Source organism: Paenibacillus sp. Y930 (genome assembly GCF_056786375.1).
In genome coordinates this window covers 460,115-482,013 of the sequence record NZ_JBXCIX010000003.1, presented here as the reverse complement: position 1 = coordinate 482,013, position 21,899 = coordinate 460,115, and the positions used below count along the sequence as shown (strand labels likewise).

At 38.4% G+C, this 21,899-nt stretch carries 12 protein-coding genes; 11 read left to right on the top strand and 1 reads right to left on the bottom strand.

What is annotated here, in order from left to right; all coding sequences use genetic code 11:
* The first annotated feature begins 13 nt into the window (after positions 1–13).
* From AC1TO5_RS11025 to AC1TO5_RS11005, 5 genes are all read left to right on the top strand, one after another.
* Positions 14–1,786, top strand: a complete 1,773-nt coding sequence (locus AC1TO5_RS11025) for a sensor histidine kinase (protein ID WP_482062850.1) — start codon at positions 14–16, stop codon at positions 1,784–1,786.
* Positions 1,764–3,317, top strand: coding sequence for a response regulator transcription factor (locus AC1TO5_RS11020; RefSeq protein WP_482062849.1), 1,554 nt, complete (start codon positions 1,764–1,766; stop codon positions 3,315–3,317). Before AC1TO5_RS11025 ends, AC1TO5_RS11020 begins: the two co-directional genes overlap by 23 nt.
* A gap of 24 nt (positions 3,318–3,341) precedes the next feature.
* A complete protein-coding gene (locus tag AC1TO5_RS11015) occupies positions 3,342–5,717 on the top strand; it encodes a GH36-type glycosyl hydrolase domain-containing protein (protein WP_482062848.1) in 2,376 nt (791 codons plus the stop codon).
* Between the two features lie 203 nt (positions 5,718–5,920).
* Complete coding sequence (locus tag AC1TO5_RS11010; protein ID WP_482062847.1) at positions 5,921–6,742, top strand: EAL domain-containing protein; 822 nt, start codon at positions 5,921–5,923, stop codon at positions 6,740–6,742.
* 59 nt (positions 6,743–6,801) lie between these two features.
* Positions 6,802–7,761, top strand: coding sequence for a GGDEF domain-containing protein (locus AC1TO5_RS11005; protein ID WP_482062846.1), 960 nt, complete (start codon positions 6,802–6,804; stop codon positions 7,759–7,761).
* Positions 7,762–7,884: 123 nt separating this feature from the next.
* On the opposite strand, the gene galA is transcribed toward AC1TO5_RS11005, so the two are convergent.
* Positions 7,885–10,659: a beta-galactosidase GalA gene (galA, locus tag AC1TO5_RS11000; protein WP_482062845.1), complete on the bottom strand. Its 2,775-nt coding sequence runs from the start codon at positions 10,657–10,659 to the stop codon at positions 7,885–7,887.
* Between the two features lie 216 nt (positions 10,660–10,875).
* On the opposite strand from galA, the gene AC1TO5_RS10995 reads away from it, so the two are divergent.
* The 6 genes from AC1TO5_RS10995 (at position 10,876) to AC1TO5_RS10970 (ending at position 21,856) form a co-directional block, all read left to right on the top strand.
* Positions 10,876–11,724 carry an AraC family transcriptional regulator gene (locus tag AC1TO5_RS10995; protein WP_482062844.1) on the top strand — a complete coding sequence of 283 codons (849 nt, stop codon included), beginning with the start codon at positions 10,876–10,878 and terminating at the stop codon, positions 11,722–11,724.
* Between the two features lie 437 nt (positions 11,725–12,161).
* Positions 12,162–13,427, top strand: a complete 1,266-nt coding sequence (locus AC1TO5_RS10990) for a hypothetical protein (RefSeq protein WP_482062843.1) — start codon at positions 12,162–12,164, stop codon at positions 13,425–13,427.
* 175 nt (positions 13,428–13,602) lie between these two features.
* Entirely contained in the window at positions 13,603–14,445 is an 843-nt protein-coding gene (locus AC1TO5_RS10985; protein WP_482062842.1) for a pentapeptide repeat-containing protein, read from the top strand.
* Between the two features lie 125 nt (positions 14,446–14,570).
* Entirely contained in the window at positions 14,571–15,584 is a 1,014-nt protein-coding gene (locus AC1TO5_RS10980; protein ID WP_482062841.1) for an SDR family oxidoreductase, read from the top strand.
* 99 nt (positions 15,585–15,683) lie between these two features.
* On the top strand, positions 15,684–16,142 hold the full coding sequence (locus AC1TO5_RS10975) for a HEAT repeat domain-containing protein (protein WP_482063115.1): 459 nt from the start codon (positions 15,684–15,686) through the stop codon (positions 16,140–16,142).
* Between the two features lie 176 nt (positions 16,143–16,318).
* Positions 16,319–21,856: an S-layer homology domain-containing protein gene (locus AC1TO5_RS10970; RefSeq protein ID WP_482062840.1), complete on the top strand. Its 5,538-nt coding sequence runs from the start codon at positions 16,319–16,321 to the stop codon at positions 21,854–21,856.
* The last annotated feature ends 43 nt before the right edge of the window (positions 21,857–21,899 follow it).

Here is a 21,899-nt window from a genome sequence, read left to right as displayed (position 1 = left end):
GGAGGGTAACGAAATGGTCAAATGGATGAGTAACTCTCTTGGAAGAAAACTATCAGTCATTATTATGATCTCTACACTAGTTCCTCTATTATCCTTAGGAGTCTTTACTTATTCAGTTTCTTCTCTAGTAACCGAGGAAAAAGTCAATCAATCTGGAATCGATACGCTTAAGCAGATGGAAGATAAACTACGTTTTATTATTGATGACATAGAGAATATTTCCTTATTTATGATTGGCCAGAATGACATTCAAAAATTTCTTAGCGCAGAAGTGGATGATAATCAACATCAAGCAAGAATTCTAGATTTTATGATGAATTTATCTACCTCAAAAAAATATATATCAAACATTTCACTTTATTCTAAAAATGCGAATACCTCTCTTTCTAATACAGCCATCTACTCTTCAAATTTGTCTGATCAAGTTGATTTATACAATGTGACTGACAAGATCTGGACCGGAGTTTATACGGTATCTGATTTTTCAGGTCAGCATCAAGTTATGTCACTTATTAGACCAATGAGAAGTATCTATTCATATGAAACTCTAGGATGGCTTGTCATTAGTTTAGATGAAAACGAACTCTCTGAGTATTGGTCAGAGGCTAATCTTGGTGAGGGTAATGGTAAGGTCGCATTAATTAATGAACATGGCAATGTCATTTCATCAACTGAGAAAGAATGGCTTGTAAAATCTTTTGATGAGTTATTTCCAGGTACTTTAAGTCAATTCAATGAAGGACTATACGGTGAAACGGTGTATGGAGAAGGATCAGCCAAGAAGACCATACTCTACTATAGTCAAAAGACGAACGGCTGGAATTTTATTGGTATGTTGCCATACGATCTATATAGCTCCCAAAATCGCTTTATATTAATTTTAACAGCGGTTGCTGTACTATCTTCCATTATTATTAACGGTGGGCTTGTCCTCTTTGTCATCCAACGAGTAACTAATCCATTACGTATGTTAACTCGGCTGTTAACAAAGGTGAACACCGATGATCTTATGCCAATCTATCATGCTCAATCAAGAGATGAGATAGGAAGATTAGGAGAGAGCTACAATAAGCTAGGTTCTCGTATTAAGGAGTTAAAAGATCAGCTTATAAGAGATGAGACGCGTAAGAAGGAGGCAGATATTCGCGCTTTACAGGCGCAAATTAATCCTCATTTTCTATATAACACATTATCATCTATACATTGGATGGCGCTTATGTCAGAAGAAAAACAAATTTCAAATATGGTAGGAGCATTAAGTGATCTACTTCAATTCAGCTTGAATAAAGGAAATGAATTCTGTCCCGTACATCAAGAGCTTGCACATATTCGGAACTATACAGACATACAGTCTATTCGTTATCCAGATAAGTTTGAGGTAGATATTATCGTAGATCCAAGCTTACAGGATAAATTCATGTTGAAGCTAATTTTACAGCCTCTCATTGAAAATGCCATGATTCACGGTATTCAGAAAAAGGCTGGAAAAGGTAGCATTGGTATCTATATAGAGCAGCAAGGGAACGATATGAATTTTCTTGTTGTTGATGATGGTATTGGCATAACGGAAGATAGATTACATAATGTACGCAATCAATTAGAACAATCTGCAGTTGTATATGGTCCAGAGGCTAGTTATGGTTTGAGAAATGTAAATGAACGACTTCGTCTACACTATGGTTTGCTGTCATGTTTACAAATAGAGAGCAGACCGAATAACGGTACTCGAATATCTTTCTCTATTCCATTCTTGGAGGGTCCTTATGAAAATTATGATCGTGGATGATGAGGTAATTATTCGTACAGGGTTAGAAAAAGTAATAAAGTGGGGAGACCTTGGTCTAACCTTACTGCCTCTCGCTTCGTCTGCTGAAGAGGTTCTTGAGCGGATTGAAGAAGAACGACCAGATATTTTAATGACGGATATTCGAATGAGCGGTAAGACGGGATTGGAACTATCAGAGGAAGTGAAAGAGATATTTCCTAATCTTGAGATTATTATATTGACAGGATACGATGATTTTATGTATACACAGCAGGCAATACGTCAACAAGTTAGCGATTATCTGTTAAAGACGAGTCGACCGGAGGATATTATTCGAACCGTGTTAAAGGCAAAGCAACGGGTAGAGGAGCGCCGAGTTACCCAAAGTAAGGATCATATGAAACATAGAGAGGATCGCTATCGTCTCTTAAAACGCTACATTATTGATGGGGAGCAGTTACAGCAAGAGGTCGGAATTCTATTTGAGAAAAGTTTTTCTACGTTAGAACAATGTCATCAAGGATGGCAAATCATTGTTATATCGGCCGAGGGCTGGGGGCAATCTGCTTTGGAACAGGAGTTACTTTTATTCGGCGTTGATAATATGGTTGCGGATCTAATTCCTTGCATAAGTTTCGTATATAAAGATAATGTAATTGTCGCTATATCAATGGGTAAATTAGAGAGTGAGAAGCAGATGCGTCGAGTGATCTTTGAGAATATCAGTCGTTTACTGAAATGTCAGCTAACGGTTGTTGCTGGTCAGCAGATTGATTATCCTAGTCAATGGCATGAATCATACTTGACAGCGGTAACAGCCAAATCATATCAATCGCTGCTAGAGCAAAATCAATGGGAGTATGAAGATATTAAGCATCGAAAAGGTGGAACGACCGTTTGTTCCTATGAAGAGGAGATGGAGCTATCATTACAACTTCTTGAAGATGATCCTATAGCGCTGAAACTATGGGTGCAAAGCTATATTAATCATCTGCTTGATGACCCAGAGGTTACACCTCAATCACTTGAGAGTGCTATTCAGTCGGTTGTTATAGCAGCACATCGATGGATTGATCGAGTACTTTCGGCCATTGGTCGGAAGGGATCACAGGAAGTGAGTTTGCCATCCCTGCAATATAAGCTTGATCGTAACCCTAGTGATACTCTGTTTCAACATCTGCATATGATTATGAAACTTTATCATCATTATTATGCAGAAGGAAAGACTGCACATATCCAAAAAGCAATCGTCTATATTGAGGAGCAAATTGGAAAGGATTTGAGATTGCAACAGGTAGCTGAGTTTGTACATCTTCATCCGAATCATCTCAGCGAAATCTTCAAAAAGGAAACGGGTATGAAATTTGTCGATTACGTTACTGGTAAGAAGGTTGGGCGAGCTGCTGAAATTCTAGCAACCTCACCTGCCAAAGTCAGCGAAGTAGCCAATAGAGTTGGATACGAGGACGTAAAGTATTTCGGACAAATTTTCAAAAAGTATACCGGACTAACACCAAGTGAATATAGAGACAAGAGCCGGAAAAATTTATAAGATTAGTGGGAAAGGGTGATCATATTGATCCATGCAACAAAAAATAACGAATACTATGAATTGAAAAGTGCAACTCTTCTACCTAAGGCATCAGGGTTTTTATGGAATGAGAAAATGATGATTCATATGAATTGTCGCGGATATGCTGTAACCCAGTTCATGCAACCAGAACCCGCAAAATACTCCCATGCTCCCAATTTGGAAGCCAAATCGTTTATGCAACCTGAGCAGCCTTACTATGCTCATCATCCTGGTCGCTTTCTATATGTGAAGGATGAGGAAAGTGGAGAAGTTTTCTCTGCTCCATACGAACCTGTACGCAAGCCAGCAGATAACTTTTCTTTTGCTGTTGGTAAGAGCGACATCGTGTGGAACGTTGAATGTAATGGAATATTAATAGAAATGAGCTTAAGTTTGCCTAAAGCAGATGCTATGGAGCTTTGGCAAGTGAAGGTAAAGAACCTTTCACAGCGGCAACGTAAGATAAGCATTTACCCTTATTTTACTGTCGGTTACATGTCGTGGATGAATCAATCTGGAGAATACAATGAAAATTTACAAGGAATTGTATGTTCATCAGTTACTCCTTATCAAAAACATCATGAATATGACAAAATAAAAGAATTTAACGATAAAACCTTTTTACTAGCTGACCAGAAACCTTCTGCATGGGAAGTTAATCATGAAGCATTTGAAGGAGAAGGTGGAATTTCAATGCCTTCTGCAATTAGTAATGAAGAACTGGGAAAAGGAGATGCACGATACGAAACGCCAGTAGCTGTCCTTCAATATCGAATAAATCTGCTTCAAGAAGAAGAGCAATCATATCGATTTATCTTTGGACCAGCTAACAATGACGAACAAATTGCACAAATTCGAAAAGCTTATTTTATAGATAAAAACTCGGATAATGAAGATGGTTTCGAATTAGCTAGGCGAGAATATGATGCATACATTAGAGAAGGTAAAGGGTGCATTGAGATTGAAACTCCGGATTCTGATCTAGATAACTTTGTTAATCACTGGTTGCCCCGCCAAATCTATTATCACGGAATAACGAATCGTCTCACGACAGATCCACAAACCCGTAACTTCCTCCAGGATCATATGGGGATGAGTTATATTAAACCTCAAATAGCTAGAGAAGCTTTTCTACTGGCATTGAGCCAACAAAAAGTAAGTGGTGCCATGCCAGATGGTATTGTTTTACATCAGGATGCCGAGTTGAAATATATTAATCAAGTCCCGCACACGGATCATTGTGTGTGGTTACCTATTTGCTTAAGTACTTATTTAGATGAAACAAATGATTATGCAATATTGGATGAACAAGTACCATTTGCAGATAGTGAGGAACTAGCATCAATATTTGAACATATAGATCGAGCGATGCAATGGTTAATCCATGATCGAGATAGTCGAGGACTGAATTATATCAATCAAGGTGATTGGTGTGATCCTATGAATATGGTTGGTTATAAAGGCAAAGGTGTTTCTGGATGGCTGACCATTGCTACAGCTTATGCATGTATGGTTTGGGCTAATATATGTGAAAATAGTGGTCAAAACCATATTAGCAATAACTATCATCAGGCAGCGCAAGAAACGAATGATATTATTAATACCTATTTATGGGATGGCAATTGGTATGCAAGAGGCATAACAGATGACAATGTTGTTTTCGGGATTAGCACCGATAGTGAAGGCAGGATTTTTATCAATCCACAAGGGTGGGCACTATTGAGCGGTGCTGCTAATAATGAGCAGCAAGAGAAGTTAATTAGAGCGGTTAAGGAGCAATTAGAAACACCATATGGCGTTGAAAAGCTGGCTCCTTCTTATACAGCCATGCGAGAGGATGTAGGTAGAGTAACTCAAAAACATCCTGGTTCCGCAGAAAATGGTGCTGTATACAATCATGCTGCGGCATTCTATATTTACGGGCTTTATGCTGTAGGTGAGAAAGAAAATGCTTATCGTTTGCTTAGAAAAATGCTACCAGGGCCGACACTAGAGGATATTGTACAGCGAGGTCAGTTACCAGTATTTATACCTAACTATTATCGCGGAGCATATAGACAAATCCCTCGTACGGCAGGACGTTCGAGTCAGCTGTTCAATACAGGCACAGTTCCTTGGATGTATCGCTGTCTAATTGATGGTTTATTCGGTATTAAAGGCACTAGTGAAGGCATACAGATTAAGCCTCAGCTACCAACAGAATGGAACGAGGTTACGGTCAAACGAGAATTTAGATGCGCAACGCTACATATTGTTATGAAGCGAGAAGCGGGACTGCGATTAATGGAAACTTACGTGAATGGTCATTATATTGCAGATAGCATGATTAGAAATATTAAGCCAAATACTGTCTACGAAGTGTTAGTGAAAATACCTTAAACTCACAATGTAACATGATGTAACTGTTATTTCGCATACTACTCTTAGGTGAAGTAGATAAGCTGTTTTCGATATAATCGGAGACAGCTTATTTTTACTGTTTTTACATATATTTTACACCTGATTAATCTGTTTCGTTATATCGAATGTTAGAATGAAATTATTAGAATCATAAATCTAAGATTTGATAGGATGAATACTACATGAGAAAGTCATTGAAACATGTAATAAGTGAAACGCAACAGTATAGTGAATTGGAGAATGAATTGCTAACTGTGCTGAACGATCAGAGTATACATACATTATATCAGCCAATTATTGAGCTCGATTCAGGAAATGTGATGGGTTATGAAGCATTATCAAGAGGGCCAGTCCATAGTATACTTCATTCCCCTTTGCAGTTATTTACAATAGCGGAGCAGTTTGGTCAGTTGCATACACTTGAACGTCTAGCACAGGAAAAAGCGATATTAAATGCTCGTTTGGATTCAATGCAACAACTGTTATTTCTCAATATATCCCCGCAAATGATTAATGCTTCTGAGTTAATATCATTAAGAACGTTAGAGGCACTACAAAGTTGTGGATATAAACCTCATAATATAGTGTTCGAGATAACAGAACAGAGTTCTATCGATGACTTTACTAAGGCAAGGCAATGTTTAGCATATTATCGTAATCAAGGTTATCGTATTGCAATAGATGATGCCGGAGTAGGTTATTCCTCGCTTAATACAATTGCTCAGCTCTGTCCTGATTATATTAAATTTGATCGCTCGCTTATCCAAAATATTCATCAGGATAGGATGAAAGAATGTATACTTGAAGCATTTATTACGTTTACTAAAAAAATGAATATTGGTTTAATAGCAGAAGGAATTGAGCTAGAGGAAGAACTTGCTATGCTTGTTCGTATGGGAGTAGAGTATGCACAAGGCTATCTATTAGCAAGACCACATCAAAATCCATCAACAATCCCTTCACATATTCTGGGGATTATTCGACAAAATCGTAAAATCACATAGTAATAGTGAACTCTTTATAAAGGATTTAATTAACTATTTAACATTGGAGTGTACGAAAATTGGAAAACTGGAATGTTGTTCCGAGTTTGAAAGAAATTCATATACAACCAGGACATACAGTAGATGAGAATGAGAAGTTAGATGATTTGGTAAATCAAATTAAAGTGCAAAAATCATACATGCGTACATATGTAGTATTAAAAAATGATATAGCAATCGGTATTATTAGAAGTGTGGACATGTATGGCCTATTAGGAACCCAGTATGGCATGTCATTAAATTTAAAAAAGAAGCTAAAAGACGTCATGTATTCGAATGTTTTAATCGCTGATTGTTCAATGAAGGTGGATGAAATATCAAGAGTTGCGATGGCAAGATCGTATGAGGATATTTATGATGATATTCTTGTAACAGAAGAAGGTAAGTTCATAGGCGTTATTCCAGTGTATGAGTTGTTAACCTTCATGACAGAGTATAGACTGAAAAATGCAATTCAACAAAATCCATTGTCAGGGCTTCCAGGTAATGAAAGCATCGAACAATATATTCGCTACAAGTTAGAACATAAGCAGACATTTTCGATTGTTTATGCAGATATCGATCATTTTAAAGCCTATAATGATTCATATGGTTTTAAGTTTGGTGATGATGTAATTAAGTGGGTTGGCAAAACTCTCGCATCAATAACGTTACCAGAGCTATTTGTTGGTCATATTGGTGGCGATGACTTTGTGACAATTATTTCTCAGCCCTTTGTAAATGAGTATTGTGAAAAAATCATTGCTACATTTGAAGAGGAGAAAAAACAATTTTATTCAATAGAAGATTACTCCAAAAACTATATTGTTTCATTAGATAGAGATCATCGCTTGAAAAAATTCCCCTTTATTAGCATTTCCATAGCGGTAATCAATGTTGATGCAGATCAATATACTGATTTGACTGAGATATCGCTCACAGCTGCTAAACTCAAAAAGAAAGCGAAAAATATTGCTGGAAGCAATTATGTTAGTGCGTGATAGTAAATGCAAAATGATAATACGATAATAGTTGAGATAGAACCAGCCCCAATAGTGGCACTTATTAAGGTGCTTACTAGTTGGGGTTGGTTTAGCTTACGTTATCAAGCTTGATAACGTAAGCTAAATCTCATTATTTAAACGTACCGAAGTAGCGCCACCTATACCAGGTGTGTGTGTGTTTTGATCAATCCGAATGATAATGGTCATCGCAATTTTCTCTGATTGCGCAAATTCAATTAGCGGTATTTGAATTTCATTATACCATTCGATCATCCGTTCGAATTGTTTTGAGCCATTGATATAGACTTCTATATCGCCGCCTATAGATTGGAATAGCATATGCGGATCACGTTTGAAATCAACGAGCTCACTATCAAATTGTGTGCGATATACGACATAGCCAGTTTTGCTCCTTAAGCTCTCTCTAAATCCAAAGCTTACATCAATTTTTTCCCATGTATTCATGTCGGTTAGATCAACTTGCGCATGTGGATCTGGCTTTTCCGTTTGCGTCTCCTGTGTAACGAACCAATCATTAATATATAGATCACGAGCGGAAGCAATATACGGTAGTTCTTCTACCTGTACTACAGGGATTGTAATGGATTGCTTTTCAATGCCATTGCCATAGAAGGTTAATATAATAGGCTCTATACTTGTACCAATTTGACTTTGAATAATGATTTGTAAGCTGCCATTGAAAAGCATACGGTAAGGTTCAATATCTGATTCATGACTATTCGGGTTACCATTACCACTACCCAAAATTACCCCTGATCCTTCTAATTCAAAGTGTACTAGCTGATTGGCAGTAGGTACATATCTTCCTTCAGCATCTATCGCATGAACGTTAACAACGATGGCATCACGGCCGTCACCAAGTAGCTGCTCTTTGTGAGGCTCAATGTTTAATGCAGCAGCCTCGCCTGTTGTATGCTTATGAGTCGTAGCTACTAATTGTCCATTGATATAGCCTTCCATCGTTAATGTTCCCGGTTCATATGGAATATCCCATGCAAATTGCTCATAAATATCGATTGTTTGACGGTTAATAAGTTGTCCGTTGAGATATACTGCGACTTCTTCACAGTTTGTATGTGTCATGACTTTGATCGGTTGACCTTCCTTACCATGCCAATTCCAATGAGACACAATATGAAGCACTGGTCGGTTGAGCCAAAAAGCTTGATATAAGTAATAGGAGTCTTTAGGGAACCCACAAGTATCCATAATACCAAAATGAGTACTTACACTAGGCCATTCATAAGGCGACGGTTCACCACGATAATCGAAGCCTGTCCATACGAATGTGCCCATAATGTAGTCGTTCGTATTGATGGTTTTCCAAGAATCCCTAACTGTATTGCCCCAGACAGCTTTTTCTGTATCAAAGCTATTAAATACTTGAAGCTCATTATTACTTTCATAATTGTTGCGGGTGGCGAAGGCACTTACCGTTTCTGAGCCCATAAGTGGTTGCTTCGGATGCTTGATATGAAAATTTTCATAAGCTCCATTCATATAGTTGAATCCGGTAATATCCATAATGTCCGCGGTACCTTCATCTTCCATAACTCCACCATGCATAGCACCGAGTAGAGGACGAGTTGGGTCAAGCTTGCGAATAGTGTTCGCCATACGCTTGAACATTTTACGACCAATTGGAGTGCTTTGTAGTGGCTCCTCATTAAACAAGCTATACATAATGACAGAAGGATGATTGCGATCACGAGTTACCATATTCGTAACTTGCCCGAGTCCTTCAGCTGAACTATCGAAGTTGCGATTTTCGTTCATAACTAACATACCAAGTCGATCACAAGCATCTAACAATTCTGGTGCTGGATTATGATGAGCTGCTCTATAAGCATTGCTGCCCATTTCTTTAAGGCGAGAAATACGATAACTGTGCAATTCGTCAGGTAATGCTACACCTACACCAGCATGGTCCTGATGATTACATGTTCCTTTTAATTTGATAGGACGATCATTCAGATAGAACCCTGTATCTGGACATATGCGTATCGTGCGATAACCATAGTTCGTATTTATTACATCTATCACTTGACCATTGTATTCAATCGTAGAGCATAGCGTATAAAGATGTGGATGCTCGATATCCCAGATCATCGGATTTTCAATTTCAATCAATTGTGCTATCGTCGCTTGCTCTAAGGACGCTACTGTTGCGGTGGTACGATGAGTAGCAACTACACTTTGATCTGGATCGATCAATTTTGAAATCAAAGTAAAACTAGCATCCTCATCATATTCATTGCGAACCGTTGTTTCAATGTTAGTATGCCAATGCTGATCTGCTTGTTTCTCGGGATTAACCCAAATCCCTCTTGTGGTGATATGTAACTTGTCTGTTGTGGTTAACCAAGTATTACGATAAATACCAGCACCTTCGTACCACCAGCCCTCAGATTGCTTGGCATCAGCTTTAACTGCAAGTACGTTTGGTCGTTCACCAAAGAAAGCGCGATCTGTAATATCTATTGAGAAGCTTGTATAGCCGCTAAAATTCCGCTCGATTACGTTCCCGTTAAAGTAAATGGTAGCATGTGTAGCGATGCCATCAAAATGAATATGTAATTGCTTGTTTTTAGCATCCTCCGTAAGGAAGAACTTTTTGCGATACCAGCCGATGCCGCGAGTTTTGTAACCGAAGTCAGGTACACCATTCTCACGGTCAAACGGTAGTCGATAAGACCAGTCATGAGGAAGCTGCACGAGATCCCAATGATTATCGTTCCATTCTAGGCCACCTGGTCCTTTCAATCCCCCTGCTTTGGCTTGCCCGTAAATAACATCATGTGAAGAACTTAAAGCACCTTGTATATCTTGAAGTTGAAAAAGCCAATCCATATTCATACTTAACTTTTCGCGCATATCGTTCAATCCTCTCCATGTAATATGCCTCTCATTCTAATGAAAATAGCGAACAGAGAGTTAGTAGAAATGCTATTGAAAAATAGTAGAAAATGAACATTACTATGAAAGTTATTATGTAAATGTTTTTATTTTCACAATATGCTATATGCTAGAGATAAAAATATGCTTTAATGGTATGAAATAAAAGAGATTACGTTCGAATTGGAGGATGCTATGATTTTACCTTTTCGATTATTCCATAATAAGCAAAACTTTCCGCTACCTATATCGTTGTATAGCTGTGGTTTGCATGGACAGCATACGCAATATCGACCGATAGGTTTTCCGACAGTACAATGCTTTATTTGTTTTGGTGGCGCGGGGACTTTTCAATTTCAGCAAATGCCTTATATTCGATTAAAAGAAAATGAGGTATTGATCGTACCGAGTAAATTAGCTCATGATTATAGTCCATCTAGTGAAGAACCTTGGCTGCTAGGTTATATTGGGATAGAGGGTACATATGCAGAAGCATTTATCCATAATTCTAAAATGCCCATCTTAAAACCAATGGCACTACAACAGGAGAAAATGAATCTGTTATCGGACAAGCTAGCTCTTATTTGGCATTCTCCTGAAAATGATGATGAGGATGCTTCCAGAGTAGCATCACTTTATGCCTATGATGTATTGACGCTTATTGCATCACAAGTAGTAGAGCAAGCATCATCTGCGAATGATAAATCACACTCCACAGCAACGAATGCCATTCTAAATGCAGTTAACTATATGCAGCAGCATTATAATGAACAGCTTATGATTTCTAATATTGCCTACGCAGTAGGCTACTCCAAGCAGCATTTCCAACGAAAGTTCAAAGAGATGTATGGCATTAATCCGCATTTGTATTTGCAAAGAGTAAGACTTGAAAAGGCAGCAGTACTGCTGGAGCAACATTCTACTATATCGATACAAGAAGTGGCAGCAATGGTTGGTATAGAAACGAACTATTTCGTAAGATTATTTAAGCAAGAATATGAGATAACACCAGCTAAGTATCGAGTCAAGCTTGGAAAAAAGTAACGAAAAGTGGATTGTCAAAAGAAGCAAATGCAGAATCAAAAATATCTGTATACTGGGCACAAATAGTTCCTAAAATTATTTTCGCTAAGACTGATAACAGGTGTTGAACTTATTTCTCCTAAATACACAGTGAAGTACGAATAATATACGGGAAAATTAAATTGAGACAGGTTGGAATCGTGAGTCATTGACTCTTAGATACAACCTGTTTTTCTCTATTTTGAAAGAGTTAAGTCTTCCGTAATTAGGATATCTATGATGTCATCGAAACAATGTAGATATGTTGGATTCATACCCAAAGTGAAATTCATTGTGGTATCTACCCAATCCAACCTTAATACAACCTCATATATATGTACATGGAGGTGTTGTATGTTGAAAATAATTGTTCAACTAAAAATATGATTCGCTTGAGAAGGTGTTCTAGGTGTCTGCAATTGAAAAAGTCCAGTTATCGTAGTAGTTCATGCAAGAAGAAACAGAGTAAATACAAAAAATGCAATAAAAAAAGAAATGAATCTCTAAGAAGAGACAGAGGCTGCTGTAATAAGGATTATAGGTGTAAGCAGAATCATCATAAGGTATGTGAGAAATGTTGTAAAAGAGGATATAGAGGTAAGCGAGGACCACGTGGATATAAAGGAGAAAAAGGTGACAGAGGAAATACCGGAGCAACCGGAGCAACGGGAGCAACAGGAGCAACTGGAGTAGCAGGAGCAACAGGAGCAACAGGAGCAACAGGAGCAACAGGAGCAACAGGAGCAACGGGAGTAGCAGGAGCAACAGGAGCAACAGGAGCAACGGGAGCAACGGGAGCAACAGGAGCAACAGGAGCAACAGGAGCAACAGGAGCAACAGGAGCAACAGGAGCAACAGGACCTGCAGGGGGATCAACAGGAGAAACAGGAGCAACAGGAGATAGTGGTGAAACGGGAGCAACAGGAGCAACAGGAGCAACAGGAGCAACGGGAGCAACAGGAGAAACAGGAGCCGCAGGAGAAACGGGAGCTGCAGGGGGAGCAACCGGAGCAACCGGAGCAACCGGAGCAACAGGAGCAACCGGAGCAACCGGAGCAACCGGAGCAACAGGAGCAACAGGAGCAACAGGAGCAACAGGAGCAACAGGAGCAACAGGAGCAACCGGAGCAACAGGGGCAACAGGAGCAACGGGAGCAACCGGAGTAACAGGAGCAACAGGGGAAGATACTCCATATATTGAAACGTTAAATGTAGGCGACATAGACACGTTAATTTCATTTAACGCAGGTTCAGGAAACAACCAAGCTATTGGAGCCCTTGTATATAATGGGCAGGACACAACGATTAGCAGACTTGCAACCTTTGTTACTCAACTAGGCGGCAATACGGGAAGTTTTCAAATGGCAGTCTTACAGCCTGTAGGCTCAACAACAGCTACGGTTATTGCTGTGACAACGGTATCAATGACCATATCTCCAGGTCTGTTCATCTTGCCATTAACTGCACCTATTACACTATTAGATAATAGTGTATATTATCTAGCTGTATACAATCAGATCAATGGATCATCACTCGGTGGTCGAGTTACTGGAACAGGAAGTGTAAATGATGCTTTCCCAATTAACTTTAGATCTCAAAACCTCACTGGGTTTACAGTTGGAGCCGTAATAAATACTAGTGATGTAAGCTTGCGATTATCACCTTGGATCGCGGGATTAGAATAACCTTATTCAAGTAAAAAGTAATGTGTATAAATGAAGAGATGATGCACCAAGACATCATCTCTTCATTTGTATTATTTTGCTAGCAAGTGTCATAGTCAAAACAAATATCCCAATATTTCATTTAAATGGTAATATTAATATTGATAGATGCTAGTAAAGGGATGTGTACAATATTGTGTTTCAACAATTAATAGATAACGTCAATAGCCCAAATCCATATCGTGCAGATTGTGAACAATGCTTTGGTTTATGCTGTGTGGCGTTACCTTATGCCAAATCTGCTGACTTCGCTTTTAATAAAGACGGAGGGACGCCATGTCATCATCTACAAGCGGATTATCGTTGTGGTATCCATCAACAATTAAGAAGTAGTGGATTACGAGGTTGTACAGTGTATGAATGTTTTGGAGCAGGTCAGAAGGTTTCTCGAATGACGTATAACGGAAAAAACTGGCGAGATAACCCAGAGTTAGCGAAGGAAATGTTCGATGTTTTACCAGTTATGCAACAGCTGCATGAAATGCTATATTACTTAACAGAAGCACTTAGTCTAGAGGATACTCATCCTATTTATGAACAATTACAAAAGGCTATAGTAGAAACGGAACAACTTACAAATCTCAATACGACAACACTGCTAGAACTCTATGTACCAACTCATAGAGCATTTGTGAATGACTTACTGCTGCAAACGAGTGAACTAGTACGTGCCAAAGTCAAAATAGGTCTCCAACATAGTAAAATCATTAGAGGAAGAGATTGTATTGGTGTAAAGTTAAAAGGAGCTAGTCTTAAAGGAGCTAATTTAAGAGGAGTACTATTTATTGCAGCGGATCTTAGACAAGCGGATATGAGAAAAACAGATCTGATTGGTGCAGACTTAAGAGATGCTAATCTCAGTGGAGCTAATCTTATAGGCAGTATCTTTCTTACGCAAGCTCAAGTCAATTCCGCTAATGGTGATAGTAAAACCCAATTGCCATCTGCGCTAACGATTCCTGCTCATTGGTTAGATTAAATCTATCAGTTTTCGCCGAAAAGTAATTGATAGGTTTTACATATTGTCTTGGTAACGCATACATGATAACGTAAGAGGGAAGTAAAGCAAGTACATTGTAATGGAAACAATTTGGAGGTGGATAGATGAAAGCACTATTTATTGGAGGAACAGGCACGATTAGCTCGGCAATTACAGGGAAGTTATTAGAACAAGGACATGAGCTATATTTGCTTAATCGAGGTAACCGTAATACGGCTTTGCCTACAGGTGTGAATGTCATTCAAGCAGATATTAATAACGAAGAGCAAGTATCAAAGCTCATTGAACATTTAGAGTTTGATGTTGTTGCTGATTTTATAGCATTTGAACCGACGCAATTAGAAAGAGATTATCGTTTATTCAACGGTAAGACAAAACAGTTTATATTTATTAGCTCGGCGTCTGCTTATCAGACACCACTATCTGACTATAGAATTACCGAGGGTACGCCGTTATCGAATCCTTACTGGGAATACTCTCGGAATAAGATTGCTTGCGAAGACTATTTGATCAAGCAGTATCGAGAAAATGGTTTCCCAATTACGATTATTAGACCAAGTCATACCTATGATGAACGCTCGATTCCACTAGGTGTACACGGTAGAAAAGGATCATGGCAGGTTGCTAAGCGTATGCTTGAGAATAAGCCAGTCATTATTCATGGGGATGGAACTTCGCTATGGACGATGACACATAATAGCGATTTCGCTAAAGGATTTATTGGATTAATGGGTAATATTCATGCCATCGGAGAGTCGGTACATATAACTTCAGATGAAACAGTCACATGGAATCAAATATATGAGATCATTGCTGATGCGCTTGGCGTGAAACTGAATAGTGTTCATGTTTCATCACAATTTTTAGCAGCATGTGATAATGAATTTACTGGTGGATTATTAGGCGATAAGAGCAACTCTGTCGTATTTGATAATTCAAAATTGAAACGATTGGTTCCTGAGTTTGTTGCAACCACTAGATTAGATCAAGGGATTAAGCAGACGATTGAATATATATTCGCTCATCCTGAGTATCAGACGGATGATCCTGAATTTGATAGCTGGTGTGATAAAGTTATTGGAGCTTTAAATGCTGCAGCTGAGTCGATCAAAAACTAATCAACAAGTGTGGGTAGAATAGTTGCGTTCGTGCTATAATAGAAACTAATAGTATGTAATTTATCATTATGCCATTGCGGCGATGATTAAGGAGATTGAATTTTGAATAATAAAAACCATGAAGCTGTTGGTGAGCTTCCAGAAAATTTTGAAGAACTTAAGAAAGCAGTTAATCGTACTGCAAACTGGAAAGATCGTTTGGATGCTGTTAATGAATTGGCTGGGTGGAACTCCGATGAGACAATTAAAGTTTTACAGCATGTTCTGACAGGCGATCAAGTATCCCAAGTTCGTGAAGCTGCATTCCGCACGCTGAAAAAAATGGGTGAAGATGTACAAATGCCAGCGAAAAATAAAGGAGAGCTATTCAAAAATCTTCGTAAGATTTTGCTAAGAATTAAGAAGAGCTTACCAGAAGGTCATACATTCGAAGAGTTTAAAGAAAAGCTACAAAAGATGCGTTCGGATATTTATGATACTTACGAAGGTGATAAAGGCGAAGGCTTTGACGCTTGGCTTACAGATATGTGGGAAACAACTACGAGCAGAAGAAAATAGTTGTTTCGTTAGATTAGTCATTGGGAGCATGGGATTATATCCATGCTCCTTTTTTTTGTTGTGCCAAGTGGATCTAATAGTTGTACCAGTCTTTACTGAACCTTAATATGAAATAAACATAGTGATGACATACACCCTCTATCATTGTAATTATCAATGTTAGGGGGAATTTATTCATGTTTACAGCTAAACATCGCAAAGGAATAGCACTTATGTTATTGGTAGCTATTATTTTCAGCATGGCACCAGTTGGCATGAGCTTTGCAAGTGAAAACGAAGAACCAGATCTACTTATTACAGAATTGGTACCTGATTCAGCCAATTTCGCATCAAAAGATGCCTATGAATTTATTGAAATATATAATAATACAGATGAGGCGATTGAGTTCAAGGATTATGAACTACGCTATCGTTACGATGCGAAAGATATACAATGGAATGTAGGAAATTCATACAGTAGTATGTTAATTCCTGCCCATGAAGCTATTGTAGTCTGGGTTCAAACTGAGCCTGTCATAAGCGTTACGTCTGAACAATTCAATAGCAATTACGGTACGCAGCTTATAGACGAGACGAACCTATTCAAAGTTATGACTGATGGCGGAATGCATAATAGCGCAGCAAGAACGTTAGCAATTGTTGATCCAACGGTCTTAGATGGGAATAATAACGGTACAGTTGTTTCTCAAGCATTTTACAATGACGATGAACAAACGAAGCCAGACAAAGGTATTTTCTATCGTATGCCTAATGAGGGTAGTACAGAGATGGTTATGATGGACAATCCAGGTACAATTAACGCGTCCCCTGGTATTATTTCGCCAGATCAGTTATTACGTGATGAGATTGTTACGGAGTTACCAATTGACTTGCTACATACTCCAAGTACATACCGCGCAATGGATAGCGAAAATTATGAGATTGAAGTAGCTATTTCCAATGCGGTAGATACAGTAATAGGTAAAGTATTTTATAAGTTCGATAATGAGACGACTTATATAGAGTTGAGCACTTCAGGCTCATTAACTTCGCAAGTTGCAACAATAACAAGTGAGCAATTGACATCTCGTAACAAATTAACGTATTACATAGAAGTTATTGACGAGGATGGAACTTCAACTGTTACAGATGTTTATAAAATTTTGATTGTTAATGAGAATACGGTTAGCGGGGATACACCAATTATGCTCGTAACAGAGCTACTACCGAACAGTAATAATGTAGGTGGAAGTGATGCCTACGAGTTTATCGAAATCTATAATAATACAGAGGAAGACATTAACTTCAAAGATTACAAATTGTACTACATCTATACGGATAACGGTAGAATAGCTGACGTCGTATGGGCTACACAGCAAAAGGATATTATTATTAAAGCAATGGATACGATGGTATTTTGGAATATTAACTCTGCGAACGGAAGTTTAACCGTTGCAGACTTTAATAAAGAATTCCAGACAAATCTAGTTGAAAATGAAAACATCGTCAAGTTGTATAATGATGGACTGGCGAATGGCTCTAGACGTGGTATCGCTATCGGTACCAATACACATCAAGATATTTCTGTGGCCAATTATGATGGTTCAATTACGAATGTTGTTAACAAAGGTAGTCACTATCAATATCAAGTAGGCAACACAGATATGTTTGAATTTGCAGTAGGTACGATTGATTCTTCACCTGGATTTGTATTACCGAATCAAGTGCCGGCAGTTCCTATGAAAACAATTGAAGATAACGAAGAACCTGTATTTATTAATCTAACTAATGTTACTGAAGTTGATGCAATCACTGATCTTACGATACAAGCAGAAATTACAGATAATGAAAGTGTGAAATCTGCTGTTCTATACTACAAGACTGATAAAGATTCCGCATATTCAGAGCGCTATTTATATGATGAGAATAGAACAAATCAATTTACGTATACGGTGAATTCAACTGAATTTATTGGACGCAATCATGTGACGTATTATTTCGAATATTCGGATGGTTCGCATAGCTTAACGTCTTCTACCTATACAGTAAGTATTACAAAAAACAGCAAAGATGATAGTACACGATTGAATATGAATAATAATCAAATCGTAAACGGCATTACGTCTTTGAAAGGTGCTTCAAGTACATTAACTCCAGAACAATTACAACTGTTTGTTGATGAACAAGAGGCATTGGATACTTATGCAGCATTAGAAACGGATGCGTATTTCGTATTTGAAGCGAACGATGTCAATTATTACTTCAAAAACGGCGTTACGATGGGTACGGAAATTCTGCATACATTCCTTGATCCTATTACCACATTTACAACAATTAAAGTTCCAATTGAAGCAGAGCGATTAGCGCTTGGTAATAATGAAATTGCTATTCGTGCAGGTACGAAGTCTGGTCCTTTCGATGATCGTCCAGAAGAAAATAAAGATGATTTCAAAGTACGCAATGTTCGTCTAATATTAGCAGACGGCACAAATATTTATGATCCAGCTTTCAATAATAAGGATACTGTCATCAAAATGGGTGATAGTGCAGGTATGAATGAGGCATTGGCATTCAATTTTGAACTATCAAATGACAGCTTACAGGCACTTGCTTATGACTGGAACACGCTTGAAACAGAAGATGGTGAGCATATTGTTAAAGTAGTAGCGGGTAATGAAGAAGTTGAACAAACCGTTATTGTTGATAATACAGCACCCACAATTGTACCTTCGATTACTAATGATGAAGTATTACATGGTGAGTTTACATTGGATACAGTAGTTACCGATAATTATGCTGGTGTTCAATCTGTTGAGGCAACATTAAATGGTGACATTATTGAGTTGCCATATGAAACTTCAACGGGTACATTAGCTTCAGGAGCCTATTCATTTGCAGTGACAGCAACGGATGCCGTAGGTAATCGCACAGTTGAAACGGTCACATTTACAATTGATAATGACAACCCAAATGCGGTCGAGCTGATTACTCCGCTATCAGGTAGTAAAAATGTTGGACTAGCACCAACATTAAAGGTTAAAGTTACTGATCCGCAAGAGGATGCGATGTCGGTTCTATTCAAAAGTGGCTTCCATTATGACAGTAAACGTACAGCGGGCTTTAACGCTTATTATGGTGGATCTACTGTAGAGCCGCCGAAGCAAAAAGTACCTTCAGCTGAGACGAAGATGAGTTCAACGGCATTGCAAGAAATTAGTGCAGTAGATAGCAAATACTATACGACAGATGCTACGGAACAGTTCCCATACCAACGTTTTGAGATCAAGCTAGATTCATCTGTAGTTGCTACTGATGAAGTAGAGATCAACTGGCAGGGTAATTCATTAGAAGGAAGAAAAGTGAGCTTATACGCTTGGAATCCTACTGTTGAGAAATGGGATTTACTGGACAGACATATTGCTGGACTAGAAGACTTTAAGCTAGAAGCTAAAGTTGCTGCAGGGGACTATAATGACAATGGTGTCATTAATGTGATGGTGCAGGATGAACGACCAGTAACTGAGGATGAATATGACTTCTCCTTTATATGGATGTCGGATACACAATATTACTCAGAGAGTTATCCTGAAATCTATGAGACAAATACGCAGTGGGTTGTAGATAACCAAGAGGCGATGGATATTCGTTATATCATTCATACGGGCGATATCGTTGATGATGCGGATCAAGATTATCAATGGGAAGCTGCGAATAAAGCGATGGAAACAATCGAGAAAGCAAAAATTCCGTACGGTGTATTAGCAGGTAACCATGATGTTGATCATCAAACCGGGGATTACTCATACTATTGGAAGCATTACGGTGAAGATCGCTTCAAAGATATGGAAACTTACGGTGGATCGTATCAAAATAACCGTGGTCACTATGATCTGATCTCTGCTGGCGGTATTGATTTTATTATCGTATATATGGGCTGGAACATTGGTGATGCAGAAATTGATTGGGTTGAACAGGTTGTGAAGGATCATCCGGAACGGAAAGCTATTCTAGCGTTCCATGAATATATGCTAGTTTCTAATAATCGTGCACCAATTGCCGATGAAATATATGAGCAAGTTGTTGTACCATATCCTAACGTTATAGCTACGTTGAGCGGTCACTATCATGATGCGGAAACTCTTGTAGATGAAATCGATGATAATGGTGATGGCATTATAGATCGTAAAGTTTATCAAATGTTAGCCGATTATCAAGGTGCTGAAATGGGTGGATTAGGTTATATTCGTCTACTTCAATTTGATCTAGATAATGACAAAATTCATGTCAAAACGTACTCACCATATTTGGATGATTACAATTACTATGATCCGATAGAACATCCTAATAAAGATGAATTCGATATGGATGTAGATCTAGGTGTTATGAACAAACGTGTTGCTACCGATTATTTTGAAGTGAATATCCACACGGCGCAAGTCATTGGTGAGGTTACTAATGTTGCTAGTGGGTCAGAAGCTTCGATTCAATGGGAGAAATTACAGAAAAGTACAAACTATGAATGGTATGTTGAAATAACGGACCAATTCTCAGGTAAATTAGTTTCACCAATTTGGAACTTTACAACAGTAGGCGGGTCAACGGGCACAAATCCTTCAACGCCAACTCCAGATGAAACTGAGAACAAACCAGAAGCTTCAAACCATACGATTACGGTCGACATTAAAGATGTTGGTTCTGAAGATTCCAACAACACTTCTATTACTGTTAGTAGTACGAATGGAACGCCAGTCGACATTGTGATAACGAAAGAAGCTATTGCACAATTAGCTCAGAATGAGCATGATCTAAAAATTGTAGTAGGCGGGCAAACGATTACTATTCCATCTTCAACTTGGACTGGATTAGATAGTGACGAGACGTTGAAGATTACTGTAGCGGCTAATGAACAACCAGGAGCAACGGGGAAATTAGCAAAAGAGTACCAACATGCAACTAATATTCTAAACGTTAAGATGGTAGCTACTAAGCAAGACAATCTGTTAGAGGCTAGAGAAATTGATGCTAAGATGACAGTGGCATTCGATATTGCTTCACTAGATGCTGATCTTGTTGGTGTCTATCAGTTGGTCGATGGGCAACCGGTCTATGTCGGCGGTAAAGTAGATGGTCTTACGATTTCAGTTGATGTTACGCAATCGGGACAATTCTTTGTAGCGGAATATGTGAAAGCATTCCAAGATACCGTTGATCATTGGGCAGAGCGCAGCATTTCCATTCTAGCAGCTAACCATATCGTGAATGGAACATCTGCTAGCAATTACAGTCCTCAAGCAAATGTCCAACGTGCTGATTTTGCTACGGCTCTAATAAGATCACTAGGTATTTATGATCCACAAGCTAGTGACCAATTTACAGATGTTAATAGCAATACTTATTATGCTGGATTTGTAACTGTAGCAAGTGGACTAGGTATCGTTCAAGGTAATAATAATGAATTCCGTCCATTGGATAAAGTAACTCGTGAAGAAGCGGTCGTTATGTTAATGAGAGCATATCGTACTCTTAATCCAGACAAAAAAGTAAATCTAGCCGAACAAGCAGAATTTACGGATATGAATCATGTTTCCAAGTGGGCATTGAACGATATTCGTGAAGCTCAAGCGTTGTCCTTAATCCAAGGTAAAAATGGTCATACTGTTGATCCGCAAGGACAATTAACAAGAGCTGAGCTAGCTCAGATGATCATTAACTTTCTTGCAATAACAAATAAGTAAAGTTTTGAAAGTAAAGTTGCTTATCAAGAAGAGGATGTCACTG

Bases quoted from the DNA above. Each gene is read 5' to 3' on its own strand.
- AC1TO5_RS11025 (WP_482062850.1), top strand. From the start codon at position 14: ATGGTCAAATGGATGAGTAACTCTCTTGGAAGAAAACTATCAGTCATT.
- AC1TO5_RS11020 (WP_482062849.1), top strand. From the start codon at position 1,764: ATGAAAATTATGATCGTGGATGATGAGGTAATTATTCGTACAGGGTTA.
- AC1TO5_RS11010 (WP_482062847.1), top strand. From the start codon at position 5,921: ATGAGAAAGTCATTGAAACATGTAATAAGTGAAACGCAACAGTATAGT.
- galA (WP_482062845.1), bottom strand. From the start codon at position 10,659: ATGCGCGAAAAGTTAAGTATGAATATGGATTGGCTTTTTCAACTTCAA.
- AC1TO5_RS10995 (WP_482062844.1), top strand. From the start codon at position 10,876: ATGATTTTACCTTTTCGATTATTCCATAATAAGCAAAACTTTCCGCTA.
- AC1TO5_RS10980 (WP_482062841.1), top strand. From the start codon at position 14,571: ATGAAAGCACTATTTATTGGAGGAACAGGCACGATTAGCTCGGCAATT.
- AC1TO5_RS10970 (WP_482062840.1), top strand. From the start codon at position 16,319: ATGTTTACAGCTAAACATCGCAAAGGAATAGCACTTATGTTATTGGTA.